Source organism: Flavobacterium sp. GQ95 (assembly GCF_059758655.1).
The window spans coordinates 551,952-565,226 of record NZ_JCAXEB010000002.1 but is presented as its reverse complement, the minus strand read 5'-3'; the positions used below and the strand labels follow the sequence as shown (position 1 = coordinate 565,226).

The 13,275-nt window shown below is 34.5% G+C and carries 11 protein-coding genes; 3 read left to right on the top strand and 8 right to left on the bottom strand.

The window, feature by feature from the left end; all coding sequences use genetic code 11:
• Window positions 1-187 precede the first annotated feature (187 nt).
• From AC6CH4_RS07015 to AC6CH4_RS06990, 6 genes are all read right to left on the bottom strand, one after another.
• Window positions 188-1,246 (bottom strand): hypothetical protein, encoded by a 1,059-nt coding sequence (locus AC6CH4_RS07015; protein WP_498101480.1) that lies wholly within the window; start codon window positions 1,244-1,246, stop codon window positions 188-190.
• A 68-nt stretch (window positions 1,247-1,314) separates the two neighbouring features.
• Entirely contained in the window at window positions 1,315-2,451 is a 1,137-nt protein-coding gene (locus tag AC6CH4_RS07010; RefSeq protein WP_498101478.1) for a helix-turn-helix domain-containing protein, read from the bottom strand.
• Between the two features lie 213 nt (window positions 2,452-2,664).
• Window positions 2,665-2,856: a hypothetical protein gene (locus tag AC6CH4_RS07005; RefSeq protein ID WP_498101556.1), complete on the bottom strand. Its 192-nt coding sequence runs from the start codon at window positions 2,854-2,856 to the stop codon at window positions 2,665-2,667.
• A gap of 152 nt (window positions 2,857-3,008) precedes the next feature.
• Window positions 3,009-3,968: a YheT family hydrolase gene (locus AC6CH4_RS07000; protein WP_498101476.1), complete on the bottom strand. Its 960-nt coding sequence runs from the start codon at window positions 3,966-3,968 to the stop codon at window positions 3,009-3,011.
• A 189-nt stretch (window positions 3,969-4,157) separates the two neighbouring features.
• Window positions 4,158-4,649: a peptide-methionine (S)-S-oxide reductase MsrA gene (gene msrA / locus AC6CH4_RS06995; RefSeq protein ID WP_498101474.1), complete on the bottom strand. Its 492-nt coding sequence runs from the start codon at window positions 4,647-4,649 to the stop codon at window positions 4,158-4,160.
• 160 nt (window positions 4,650-4,809) lie between these two features.
• Complete coding sequence (locus tag AC6CH4_RS06990) at window positions 4,810-5,214, bottom strand: hypothetical protein (RefSeq protein ID WP_498101472.1); 405 nt, start codon at window positions 5,212-5,214, stop codon at window positions 4,810-4,812.
• 180 nt (window positions 5,215-5,394) lie between these two features.
• Between AC6CH4_RS06990 and AC6CH4_RS06985 the strand changes: the two genes are divergently transcribed.
• On the top strand, window positions 5,395-5,877 hold the full coding sequence (locus tag AC6CH4_RS06985; RefSeq protein ID WP_498101470.1) for a hypothetical protein: 483 nt from the start codon (window positions 5,395-5,397) through the stop codon (window positions 5,875-5,877).
• A gap of 12 nt (window positions 5,878-5,889) precedes the next feature.
• Here the strand turns inward: AC6CH4_RS06985 and AC6CH4_RS06980 are convergent, their stop codons facing one another.
• Complete coding sequence (locus AC6CH4_RS06980; protein ID WP_498101468.1) at window positions 5,890-8,265, bottom strand: TonB-dependent receptor; 2,376 nt, start codon at window positions 8,263-8,265, stop codon at window positions 5,890-5,892.
• Between the two features lie 197 nt (window positions 8,266-8,462).
• On the opposite strand from AC6CH4_RS06980, the gene AC6CH4_RS06975 reads away from it, so the two are divergent.
• Together AC6CH4_RS06975 and AC6CH4_RS06970 are read left to right on the top strand one after the other, a co-directional pair.
• Window positions 8,463-10,037 carry a histidine kinase gene (locus tag AC6CH4_RS06975; RefSeq protein ID WP_498101466.1) on the top strand — a complete coding sequence of 525 codons (1,575 nt, stop codon included), beginning with the start codon at window positions 8,463-8,465 and terminating at the stop codon, window positions 10,035-10,037.
• On the top strand, window positions 10,034-10,729 hold the full coding sequence (locus tag AC6CH4_RS06970; RefSeq protein WP_498101464.1) for a LytR/AlgR family response regulator transcription factor: 696 nt from the start codon (window positions 10,034-10,036) through the stop codon (window positions 10,727-10,729). Before AC6CH4_RS06975 ends, AC6CH4_RS06970 begins: the two co-directional genes overlap by 4 nt.
• A gap of 61 nt (window positions 10,730-10,790) precedes the next feature.
• Here the strand turns inward: AC6CH4_RS06970 and AC6CH4_RS06965 are convergent, their stop codons facing one another.
• The gene (locus AC6CH4_RS06965) at window positions 10,791-13,247 is read right to left on the bottom strand and encodes a glycoside hydrolase family 95 protein (RefSeq protein ID WP_498101462.1); all 2,457 of its coding nucleotides are present in this window, start codon (window positions 13,245-13,247) and stop codon (window positions 10,791-10,793) included.
• Window positions 13,248-13,275: the final 28 nt, after the last annotated feature.

Sequence of the window (13,275 nt, the reverse complement as noted above, 5' to 3'; positions counted from 1 at the left end):
TCATTTCGTTTTTCAAAAAGCATCGTTTGCTACAGACGCCAATTATATCTTGTACCCCAAATACGGGCATCCGGCTAAGCGGATTTTATAATAAATATTACAGTAATGATGAGCGTTTTTACTGATTTGCTCTTGTTCACGGTGCCTGCATTCTTACATTCAGACACATACAAAAATAGTGTTTTAATTATTTCAATTCCATTTCAAGCGTTTTCTCATTCATTTTTCCTCTTAAAATCAATTGATTATTTTCCCTTATCAATTTGCCTTTAAAATTATCTAACTTATCAGAAGGATATCGCCAACGAATGGTAATGGAATCGTTTCTTTCATTAAGAAAGTATGTTCCAATATATCTGTATCTCCAATCATTAAAGTCAAAAGCTATTTCATCGTCGAGATCCATATAGACGGTGGTCAATACGCTATCCTTAGGGCTCTTGGCTTTCATAGCAATATTATCTATTTTCAAATTTTGGACCTGATATTTTCCGGTTAATTGCGGATGCTTATTGGGATAATTATAAATGAAATAGAAAAACAGAGGCCAAACAAATAGAGATATTCTGTATATATTTTTATAATAATTAGGGATATTTAGACTTTTAGTGCCTTCTAAAGGCTGAAAAATAAAATTCATTACTCTTTTTGAATCCTGAGATAAAAAGTAAAACACTCCCAATAATAATATTATACCATGTATTAATGGCCCCACTGGCATGTGATAAAAGAAATTAAGACATGTTATAAAAGATAAAACGGGTACTGCCAAAATCAACCCGAAAAGCCTTGTTCTTGAAAAGAGTAAAAGAACTGCGGTCAGAATTTCTAATAAGGCGATAAAAACGGTAAAAGGATACGAATATTTAAAGAATGACCATACCAGAGTTTCTCCGGATAAACTACTAAATGGCGTGTCAAGCAAGCCTAACGGAACTATCATTTGCAGTCCTTCTATTTTATGAAAGCCAAACATAATTAAGTCAAGAGACATTGCATAAATAATCCGGTGCTCCAGTCTTGTTTTGAGCTCGCCGCTGTTAATCCCTTTTTGTTTTTCCATTGAATGCCATACAAAAGGTAAAATCAATGCTGCAATTAAAAATAGAACTGCCGTACCGAGTAAAAAAGGAATAGGAATCCATGGCGAAAAATACTTGAAGGATAATCTTCTGAAGGTTTCGCCTACGACTAATCCGAAACACAATCCTAACCAAATTTTGTTTTTTAAAGATGTTGAATACATAATTTTGCTGTTTAAATTCTAAGCAAAAGAACATCTTCTTAAATCCTGAGTCGTCCTGATGTACCCATTCAGACCTCTTTTTGGTTATTTTTTTTCATGTAATCACTAGGAGTATGTCCTGTGTTTTTCTTAAATGCATTATTAAAAGTTGACTTTGATGTAAATCCTGCCTCATAAGCAATACCGAGAATTGTTAAATGACTGTATTGTTTTTTTGACAACATCTCTTTGACCTTTTCTACTCTGTAGTTATTAATTAATGCGTAGAAATTCATATTATAACTGTTGTTGATCACGAAGGATAAATCATTCATTGAAATTCCAACTTTATCAGCAAGCGACGCTAAATTAATTTCAGGATCTGCAAACACTTGGTCGCGTTCTAAAAGATTATTTAAAATTGACTTGTATTTTAATAATTCGTCCTCGTTTAGTCGTGATACAGGCTTTTCGGTCTGAAACCTAAGATCAGGATATATAATATTTTCAAGCGCAATGTTTTCGTTTTTATTATTTAAGAAAACTTCTTTTTGTTTCAAAAGACTATAAACCATAAATAGTATAAATATCAAATACAAATAAGTACTAAATGAATTAAGTATGTTATTTTCTTCTATTTTCATTATCAGATATAGAAAAATCATAAAAAGCATCCATACAAGTATGTTTAACAGCCACTTTAAATCTCTTTCTTTTTTCTGAGACGAAAACAGTAATATACTGCTTCTATGTTTTTTTAATAATTGATACGATAAAATCCAATAAATAATTAGTTGAAGCGGTAGCACCACACGCATTAAACCCCCAAGTATATGACTTGCGCGTTCTCCTATTAAATCAGAAATATTGCCTACTGAAAGAAAATAAGGCAATGATACCACAAGAATAAATACTAGTGCTGGTATAAAATGCAGCCATTTTTTCCCAAATCTTATTTTGCCCAAATGTGTGTAGTACCAAATACTTAAATATAAACCTGGAGCAACAACAAAACGAGATAACTCAGAAACTGGAATGATATATGGAAATTTTATATACAATTCTTCCTGCCATATTATTTTGCTCAACAAAGCAAATCCCAGCGATATAAGAAAAACACCAAACCACAGATTCCCTTTTTTATTATAGGGTATATAAAAAATGGCTAAAATCCCTATTAGAAAGCAAATTGCTACTGAAAATGAGTTAATAATAATCTCCGGCATTTAACTGATTTTTAATTTAACTCATCAAATGTAAAATTTTAGATCTTATTTTGTTAAATTACTTTCATAAAAACTCATTACTGAATTAGAAATAGCCAGCCCTCGTTCTCCGTTATAAGAATGGTTTATTTGCTATGAAAAAGACAAAAAACTAAACAACTATAGATTCCTCATCAATCAGTAGTTTTTGTGATAATGTAAAAGCTGTTGCTTTTAAATTATCCTGATCATCCACAGCCATACAATTATTTTAAAAAACTCCATAGGTGTTCCTACGCCTCTAAAGATTCTGTCTGTTTTTTTATTAAAAATTGGTCCGTTAAAAACACTCATTTTAATTTCATCACTATCCGTTTGTTTCTTAACTCCTTTTTCCAACACAGCTTTTTCGAGTTTTCCCCAAATTCCGGGTGCATGATTTAGTCCTGGAACCTGCGGACATTCGTTAGAATAAAAACAGGAATGTGAAGAAAACTTATATATATCAAAGTTTATAAAGATACGATAGGTTTTAAGCGAGGAGTTTCCTAATTGTGTGTCAACAGTATTATTGAAGGCTATTTGTAGGATTTAAAAAACTCATAGGCTCTTTTTTCTGCATAGGAATACATTGAATTACGCAAGGGAAAAGCACAGTGCCCTCCATATTTAGGGGTTTCAAGGTAAACGTATGCACTGTCTTGAGCTATAGCTCTGGGGTAACATCTTTCACCTAAAAAAGGATCATCCAGAGAATTAATGATTAAAACCGGAGTGGTAATATTTTTAAGGGAAAATTCCGGAGAAACACGTTGATAATAATCGTCCCGACTAGCAAAGCCATGCAATGGTGCTGTAAAATAATGATCAACTTCATCAAAAGAAGAAATGCTATCAATTTGATCACGGTTTATAAAATCAGGAAACTGTGCCGCTTTGTATTTCAGCTTTTTTTTAATATCAATTGTAAAATTCTTTAAATAGACTCTGTTAAAGCCTTGTTTAAGTATAGCAGCACTTGTTGCAATATGAGTCGGAACCGAAATGGAAACTCCGGCTTTTACACGTTCATCGATTTTTGTCCAGCCAAAATAATTCAGGAGCTGCACACCTCCCATTGAATATCCTATCAAATAGACTTCTTCGAACCCTTTTTTCAAAACAAACTGAACCACTTCATCCAAATCATCAACGGCACCATGATGATAAAGTCTTGGAAGGCGGTTCATTTCTCCTCCGCAGGTGCGATTGTTCCATGCGAAAACTGAAAAACTTTTCTGCTGAAAATAATCCGCACAGCTATTATTGTAAGTTCTGCGGGAATCTCCTTCTAAACCATGACATAAAATCACTGCTTTTTTAGGATCATCTATAATAAAATCAATATTAATAAAATCTCCGTCACTCAACTCATGCTTTTCTCTTGTATATCCCGGAACGTCAAACTTTTTAAATAAGGCAGCATAAATAGTAGAAATATGCCTGTTCCGATGCATAATCGAAGGAAAATTATATTCTGATTGTTCAATTACTGGCATGATAAGAAAAGTTTTTGGTGGCGTTATACAAAGCTAAGAAATCAATCAATAGGTAATTTAAAACTGTCTTTTTATTTCAACTCTAAAACCATTATTCTCATAAACTAAAAATCCTCCATCAAATTATTGATTGAGGATTTAGTTGTGAATAGTTTACCTGGCAAAACATTCATTTCTTAAATATGAAATTTATAAGAAAGTGCCAAACCTTTCAAAATGGCAGGTATATCCATTTGGATGTTTAATAAGATAGTCCTGATGATATTCTTCAGCTGGCCAAAATTTAGTGAAGGCCTCCAGCGTAGTAACAATTTTACCCGGCCATTTGCCTGACTGGTCGACAATGTTAATCACTTCATCAGAAACTTGTTTTTCTTCTTCATTCTGGATAAATATAGCGGATCGGTAACTTGATCCTCTATCATTTCCCTGCTTGTCTACAGTTGTTGGATCATGCATTCTGAAAAAGTAATCCAATAATTCTTTATAAGAGGTTTCATTACTGTCATATGTAATTTCGATGCCTTCAGCATGTCCCGGATGATTCTCGTAAGTTGGATTATCATTTTGACCACCAATGTAGCCAACCTCTGTGTCTCTTACTCCCGGACGTACACGAAAAAGGTCTTCCATTCCCCAAAAACATCCTCCGGCGATATAAGCTTTCTTCAAATTTTCCATAATTTATTATTTAAAAAAAATGCAGACTTGTCTGTCCTTGTATGCAATTGTAATTTATTATTATTTACTATCAAAGGTACTGGTTTATTATTTGTTTTTTTTAATATAAGCAGCAGTTAATTAACACTTATAAAAGAATAAAAAAAAGAAGCATCGAGAACTATTCTTTGCTTATTTTTTCTTTTTTTAAAGCCTTAGCACCTAATTTAGTGGTATCTTTTTTAGTTTGAGATGAAATATCATACGCTGAACCGTCTTTTGCACTTGGTCCGGGCCCCGTTCCTGTACCAGTCGTGTTAGTACCCGGAGCGTTCGGTTTTCCCGGGGCTGAAATACTTCCTGCACCTGTTACGCTTTCAGATTCGGTTCCGGTTGCGCCGGTTGAATTTGTACCCGTAGTATTTGGACCATTATTTATATTTGTAGTATCTGCTGAAGCGGTGTCGACAGGCGTTTTTCTGGTATCAATTTCATCACTATATCCATCTTTATTATTCTTACATGAAAATAGAAATCCTGTTATCAGTATAACGAAGGCAATTTTTAATTTTAATAGCGTTTTCATAATATTATTTTTTTGTTCCTAATACTTCAAATTTAAAATTATGATGTTGTAAAATTTTATATAATTCTCACTATGTTTTATAAATCCCTGGATTTGGATCCTGCAAAATCTCAATGTTATTATGTAACAAAGCATCCTCAGAAAACAACTAAATTTGGTCTCCTTATTAAAAATACTGTTATGAAAAATTATTTAATGCTTCTGTTATCGATTTTCTTTTTTTCATGTCAACAAAAAGAAAATCATACAACTCCTGTTCAATCTTCAGATTCAATTATTCCAAAGGAAAACAAAGTAGAAATAAAACAAAAGGAAGAGAACAAACAAATTGGCGACACTATCCTTATGAATTTTAAAAATGAAAAAGGGTTATATATAGCTGAAGGTTCCTTAGATTCTATTCATTCCAAAGTGTATCTCAAATTTAAAAATGAAGATTTAGGCGAGTTAAAAGGAAAGATTGTTCCGGCCACAGGGAAAGGAAACATTCGTTTTAACCAAATTATTTTTCCCGATAAATCCTCAGATGGCCCTTTTGGAATAGACTTAAATATCGATCTCAAACAAAAAGGAAATCATATCATAGTAATTGGACATTCACTAATGGCTGACAATCCTTATTTTGGTAAATTCACTGTACAACTTGAAAATAAAACAGAATAAGTGTACCTGCCATTAATTACGATTGGCACTATTGGCTTGTCTGATTCCTTTTTGATCTGTCAGGTTAAAACGATAAACAAAACTTAGTCGGTAGCGCGCAGCGTTGGGAATACTGTTTTCAGTAAAATAATAATCTGTACCGGTTGTAGTACTTTTATTTTGGCGTAAGTTGAAAGCATTAGTAACATCAAATACAATTGTCGCCTTGTCTTTTAATAAGATCTTACTCAGGCCAAAATCCAATGATTGCAATGCATTGTTTCTCGTTTGTGCATTTTGCTGTGCGCCACGAAAGTTATAACGACCCTGAAAACTAAATTTTGCCGGCAATTTAATTTGCGTGCTTAAACGTCCTGTAAAAGTTTTTCCTTCGTAGTCAAGGTTTTCTTCCTGATAACTTCCTTTTTGCGAAAAATGATAAAAATTCATTTCCATATTCACCTGTAGCCATTTTAGCGGATTGTATAGAGTCGAAAGTTCAACACCACTGCGTATTTCATGCTGAATATTAATTGGCGTTGTATAAAATATATCATTCTCACGATAAGTAAAATCCTGAATGTAACCACTTTCCCATTGATAATAAACAGAAGGATTTAAGGTAAGTTTCTTCCATGTTTTAAGAAAAGCCAGTTCAAAAACATCAGTATAAGAAGGATTAAGATCCGGATTGCCAATATATTGTGAATTTAAATCGGTCAGTTCATTAAAAGGATATAAGGCATACAAAGACGGACGATTAATGCGTTTGCTATAATTTAATTGCAAAGTTGAAGCATCAAACTTATAACTTAAATTGACGGTAGGAAACAGCTTTCCGTATTTTTTATCGTCATTATAAGTGTTTTTTATATCTGTGATAGAAATCCTTGTAAACTCTGTACGAAGACCAGCCATGTAATTAAGCTTGCCTGCTTTGTTGCTATATTGCGCATATGCACTCGAAATAGTCTCGGTGTACTTAAGGTCATTATCAATATTTTGGTAGATGAGCCAAATATTCTCTTGCTGCTGTTCTGCCAAAAATGCACTGGAGACCTTACGAATTTCTGTTTTAATTCCGAATTCAAATACCGAGACAGTATCAATTGGCTGAATAAAATCACTTTGTAGAAGCAAATCCTTGCTATTGCCAATTGAGCTTGTTCTAATACCAGGATAAACTGATTGATCCGGATATAAACGCTGTGTTGAAAGATTCCAGTTTTTATCGCTGTTCCACCAATCATACTGGATATCTATAGTCCATTTTTTTGCCGGTTGTTTAAATGTCTGGGTATAATTAAACTCTAATTGGTTGTAATCTCGTTTCTCCCATGATTTTCCTTCTCTGGTCAAAATACTATCCTGAGTATTGTTGGCATTACTGTACTCGTACAATAAATTTGTTTTATCATTATCGTTTGTGGCATTCTTTAAAAAAGCAGTCGTAATCGTTCGATGTTCATCAATAAAATAATCCGCGCCAAGGTAAATCAATTTACCATCGTCGTGGCGGTCTTCGTTCTGCACATGATTCAGAAAAGTTGATGTGCCATTATTAACTGTTGACTGATTCGTTGTGTATAAACCAACATAATCAGAAGAACGAATGCTAAAATTTGAAAAGATGTTAATTTTATCAGATTTAAAGTTGATACTTGGATTAAGACGGCTATCATTTGGTGAACCCGCTACCAATCGTACCTGACCGCTAAAACCACTTTTTTTGTTTTTCTTTAATATGATATTAATGATTCCTGCTGAACCCGAAGCATCATATCTGGATGACGGATTTGTAATTACTTCTATACGCTCAATTTGGTCGGCGGCAATCTGGTCGAGGGCATTGCTTTGTGTTAAGCCTGATTGACGTCCGTTGATCAATACCAATACGCTGCTATTGCCACGAAGACTTATTGCGCCTGTTGGGCTTACCGTTACGGACGGAACGCCATTTAGAACATCATGAGCAGAACCATTCTGAGAAAGTACATCTTTGCCAACTTCAAAAACTTTTTTATCCAGTTTTAAGCTAACATTTGTTTTTTGTCCATTAATCTCTACTGCATTCAATTGTACCGCATCAGTAGATAAACCAATAGTTCCTAATTCTATTTTTGTTTTACCCGAAATATTTTCTAATGGCTGACTATGATTTTGATACCCTATAAAACTAAAGCTGATCGTCATTTTACCAGAAGGTAATGCGTCTAAACTAAAAGCCCCAAGATCATCAGTAACGCCAACCACTATTGTTTTTAAGGCATTGTCCTTTACCGTTACGGTTACATATGGCAGCGGTTCCCTGTTCGTAACATCCTGAACTTTTCCGGAAAGTGTGGTTTGCTGCGCATTAGCTAAAAGGTGAAATAAAAAGATTAAAATAGTGGTTATTAATGCTCTCATGTTGATTGGTTTTGATAGTACAAGAGTAGTTTATAAATTAAAACACTATCCTTTAAAACATGCAAACGGCTCTAATAGCTTTCAAAATGCATTTCGAAATTCGATATTTATTCTATCTTTATCTCATGTTTCGATTTATCTTTTTTAGCGCTTTTTTACTGCTATCGTTTACGTCCTGTAAACAATATACTGATTACGTGAAATCTGATGTAACGTATTATGTTGATGACGATCGTCTGCAAAATTATTTGGGACAATCTGAAGATGCTATTTTTAAAGTTCCAATAGAATTAGAGTTGATAAAGCGCGAAAACAGCTCAGGACCATTAGGTCTGCAGGTAAGTGGTTTTGGTGCTTTTGATGTTTATTGGGATGGTGTTTTTGTGGGTAGCAACGGTCAAATGGCAAAATCTGGTCATCGAGAAATACCCGGAACGGAAACAACATATTATCAAATACCCGAAAAATTATCCAGTATAGGCAAACACATCGTTACAATAGTTGGAACACAAACTGAATTTCGAGAAGCACGACGCGGTATCGACGTCAAACTCGAAAGTTTTTTAAGATTGCATCGGGCACCGCTTATTGTCATGTCTTTTATGAATCTCATGGCGGGCGCTTTTCTCATTGCAGCCATTTATTACTTTTTTCTCTATATAAACAGTACACGAAAAGAAGCAACGGTTTTACTTTTCGGAATAATTTGTCTTCTTTTCTTCTGTTTGTTGATTATAGAATATTTAAAGTTTTATGTTGACATTCCGTATAACCAATTTTATACCCGTTTGCAAATCGTTGGAGCGCTGACTTTTGCAATTTCAATGCTCGTTCCGTGGTATTTTATACTGCAGTTTGAATTCGAAAAAAAGCGATTGTTTTTATCTCTTTTATTCATAAGCCTAATCGTAATTTATATTTATTATTACGGTCACTATGATATTACCGCGATCTATTTTAGTTATGCGATGTGTCTTGTTTCTCTTATTATCGCAACCAATGCAGCAATACGGAAAATCAAAGGCGGGCTGATTGTGGTTGTAGGCTTACTTATAAGTATCGAGGTGAATCGCTATATTTTTTATGATTTTGGATTGTTTATCGCTTTTACAATCATTGTACTTTCCATGCTTTATCTGCATACCATTCGGGCAAAAGCAATCGAAGAAGCTCATAATGCATCATTATTACTTTCGTCAAGATTACAGTTAGAACTGATTAAGAAAAATATTCAGCCACATTTTCTTCGAAATACATTAACCTCTCTAATTGATTGGGTTGAAGAATCGCCACAGCAAGGCGTTGTGTTTATTCGTGCATTAGCAGATGAGTTTGATATTATGAATTCGATTGCTGAAGATACCCTGATCCCCATTAGAGAAGAAATCGATTTGTGCAGAAAACACCTCGAAGTAATGTCTTTTCGTAAAGAAGTTTGTTATGAGTGGCAAGAAAAAAACATTGATGAGAATGAAGAAATTCCGCCAGCGATTATTCATACTATTGTCGAAAACGGAATTACGCACAGTTTACCGCCAAAAGAAGGCTGTATTACTTTCTGCCTGAGTTTTACCAAAGAAAAAAAACATAAGGAATATTCGCTCTTAACTATCGCACAAAACCGAAACAGAAAGAAAGAAGGCAGTAACGGTACCGGTTTTAAATACATCAAAGCGAGATTGAATGAAAGTTTTGGTGACAATTGGCTTTTTGATTCCCATCAAGTGGAAAAAGGCTGGCTGACAACTATTAAAATTTTTGATAAAAAATGAAGATTCTGATTATTGAAGACGAGGCCCGAATTGCCAAACGTATAGAAAGAATGACAAGAAATTTCTTTGACAAAGAGGTACAGATTTTACTTTGTGATTCACTTGAAAATGGGCTGCATGCTATTGAACAGCATCCGATCGATTTATTATTGCTGGATTTGAATTTAAACGGAGAAGATGGTTTTGAAATTCTTCAAAGTGTAGTGGTCAAATCTTTTCAAACCATTATTATTTCGGCTTATACCGATAAGGCAATTAGTGCATTTAACTATGGGGTACTGGATTTCGTACCTAAACCATTTGATGAAACCAGACTAAGACAAGCCTTTACGCGCTTTACAACACCAGAAAAACAATCAAACGGAAACATTCAGTTTTTGGCAGTAAAAAAAGGGAAGAGCATTAAGCTTATAACGATTAAGGATATCAAATATATTAAAGGTGCCGGAATTTATACGGAACTGCATTTGTCAGATGGGCATATGGAACTGCATGATAAATCTTTAGAATCATTAGAAAAGTTGCTTCCGCCAATATTTGAGCGAATACATAAATCCTATATTCTTTGTTGGAACGAGGCTGATAAGCTTGTTGTAGAAGCTGGCGGCAGATACAATATGTTACTTAAAAATGGTGAATTATTGCCAGTAGGACGTTCAAAATATAAGGAAATCAGGCATAAACTGATTTAGCCTGTAACGAATGATTTTTTTATGTAACGAAAAAAAACTTATTTTTTAGATACGGCAATAGCTATAAAGCTGGTTCTATTAAGTAAGACTTCCCTTTTTTTGCTTTAAAAGTAATTAAATATCCCATCGTTGTTTTTTCACTTTTAAGATTAAGGGTCTCCACTTTAAAAGGCTCGCTGTATCGTATGACACAGTTTCCACCTTCATTAGCCGTAATTTTTGATGAACTAAGCTTACCTTTTTCCCAGATGATATCTACAGTGAAATTGCCTCTTGCTACGATGCCTTTTATTGCTCCTTCTTCCCATGCGCCTGGTAAGGCAGGTAATAAATGTATTTCGTGATTTTGGCTTTGCATAAGCATCTCTATAACTCCGGCAGTAGCTGCAAAGTTGCCGTCAATTTGAAATGGAGGATGAGCATCAAAAAGATTAGCATACACTCCCCCGCCCTTATTAAAATTACGGTCTCCTTCTTTAGTCAATCGAAGCTGATTTCTAAATAATTTATAAGCATGGTTTCCGTCTAAAAGTCTCGCCCACATATTTACTTTCCACCCAAGACTCCATCCGGTTCCATCATCGCCCCGTAATTCTAAAGTTGTTTTGGCCGCATTCGCTAATTCTGGCGTAGATAAAGGTGATATTAAGTTTGCAGGGTGCAACGCATACAAATGCGAAGTATGCCTGTGGTGCGGATCTTCTTCCTCAAAATCTTTATACCATTCTAATAATTGCTTTTTACTGCCAATTCTGAACGGAAATAATTTCTGATCGGCTTTTTTTATTGTATTTATAAAATCCTGATCTGTATTTAAAATGCTCGATGCTTCTGTAATATTACCAAACAAATCTTTAATAATACCCATATCCATTGTAGTCGCAACTGTTACAGACCCTTTCTTTTTTCCATCATAATAATACCTGTTTTCAGGCGAAGTAGAAGGCATTGTTATCAGGTAACCATCTTTATCTTCCTGCAGCCAGTCTAATGTAAACTCTGCTGCTCCTTTTAAAATAGGATAAACCTCTTTTAAGTATTTTTTATCACCGGTAAACTGGTAATGTTCCCATAAATGCCTGCTTAACCAGTTGGCACCCATATACCAGTTCGCCCACATGGGATCACCCTTGCCTAAATCACCCACTGGATTGGTTAGCCCCCATATATCTGAATTATGATGTACGACCCAACCTCTGGCATGATAATAATCTTTTGCCGTCTCAGCTCCTGTAATAGAGAGGTTTTTTATAAAACCATCAAGTGGATAGAACAACTCTGATAAATTGGCTGTTTCTACAGGCCAGTAGTTCATTTGTAAATTGATATTCGTAGTATAATTACTGCTCCAGGGTGGTCGTAATTCTTTATTCCATATTCCTTGTAAATTTGCCGGAACCTCTTTTGTGCGAGAGGATGATATCAATAAATATCTTCCGTACTGAAAAAATAACATTTCAAGATTCGAATCTTTTCCTCCCTTAAAATAATCTTCCAGTCGCTTATCTGTGGCTATTGTTGTTTTCTTTGTTTCACTTTCGTTCAGATTGAAAGAAACACGATTAAAAAAGTGATGAAAATCTTCGAGATGATCTTTCAGTAAACGATCATAGTTTTTTGAAGCCGCATTAGCCAGATAGCCTTCAGCCAGTTTTTTTTCGTCTTTTCCTTCGCTATCCGGGCATTTGTCAAAACCATTAAAGCTTGTTGCCGCAGATATTAGAATTACAATTTCCGTAGCATCCTTAATCTCCAGATTATTATCCTTTTCACTAATTGTTCCGTCTTTAATTATAGGCTTTACAATTAACTCAAAACGCATGCCTTTACAACCGTTTTCATCATAAACTACTGGCTCTTTATTATAATCTATATAGTTGGGATCAACATTTGAAGGTGCTTTTCCATTTAAAAACAGGGATGTTTCTTTTATCGCACTTTTGAAATGGAGCTGACTTTTAGCACTTAAATTAACAGAGAGTTTTTTAGGCTGACTGGCTGTCAATTTTAAAATAATGCATTGTCCGGGAGCTGAGGCAAAAATTTCTCTTTTGTACGTTACACCGTCAACCGTAAAAATTGTCGTTGCAATTGCATCTTGTATATTAAGATCACGATAGTAAGCTGTAGGCGCATTATCACTCAGATTTTGTTTCAACACTAAATCTCCAAGTGGCATATAACTCTGGCTATAAACGCCCTGCATCTTTTTTGTAAGTTCATATGCTTTTTCATAGTCGCCATCTGTTAAAGCTTGTCTCACAGGAGCTAAATTTTCAAATGCAGTTGGATTTACATTTTTAGATACAGGTCCGCCACTCCAAAGCGTTGCCTCATTGAGTTGTATGAGTTCTTCATTAACTTTTCCAAAAACCATTGCTCCAAGTCTACCATTGCCTACAGGCAGAGCCTCAGTCCAGAAAGTCGCCGGTTTGTCATAATGAATCTTTAAATCCTCTTGCGAATAGGCTGTTGAGACAAATAACGATAGTAAAAAAAACAGACGAATTTTGATCATTTTTTTTTATTTAATTGTGCATGAAATG

Coding starts and splice junctions, on each gene's coding strand:
- AC6CH4_RS06980 (WP_498101468.1), bottom strand. CDS start 8,265: ATGAGAGCATTAATAACCACTATTTTAATCTTTTTATTTCACCTTTTA.
- AC6CH4_RS06970 (WP_498101464.1), top strand. CDS start 10,034: ATGAAGATTCTGATTATTGAAGACGAGGCCCGAATTGCCAAACGTATA.
- AC6CH4_RS06965 (WP_498101462.1), bottom strand. CDS start 13,247: ATGATCAAAATTCGTCTGTTTTTTTTACTATCGTTATTTGTCTCAACA.
- AC6CH4_RS07000 (WP_498101476.1), bottom strand. CDS start 3,968: ATGCCAGTAATTGAACAATCAGAATATAATTTTCCTTCGATTATGCAT.
- msrA (WP_498101474.1), bottom strand. CDS start 4,649: ATGGAAAATTTGAAGAAAGCTTATATCGCCGGAGGATGTTTTTGGGGA.
- AC6CH4_RS06990 (WP_498101472.1), bottom strand. CDS start 5,214: ATGAAAACGCTATTAAAATTAAAAATTGCCTTCGTTATACTGATAACA.
- AC6CH4_RS07015 (WP_498101480.1), bottom strand. CDS start 1,246: ATGTATTCAACATCTTTAAAAAACAAAATTTGGTTAGGATTGTGTTTC.
- AC6CH4_RS07010 (WP_498101478.1), bottom strand. CDS start 2,451: ATGCCGGAGATTATTATTAACTCATTTTCAGTAGCAATTTGCTTTCTA.
- AC6CH4_RS06985 (WP_498101470.1), top strand. CDS start 5,395: ATGAAAAATTATTTAATGCTTCTGTTATCGATTTTCTTTTTTTCATGT.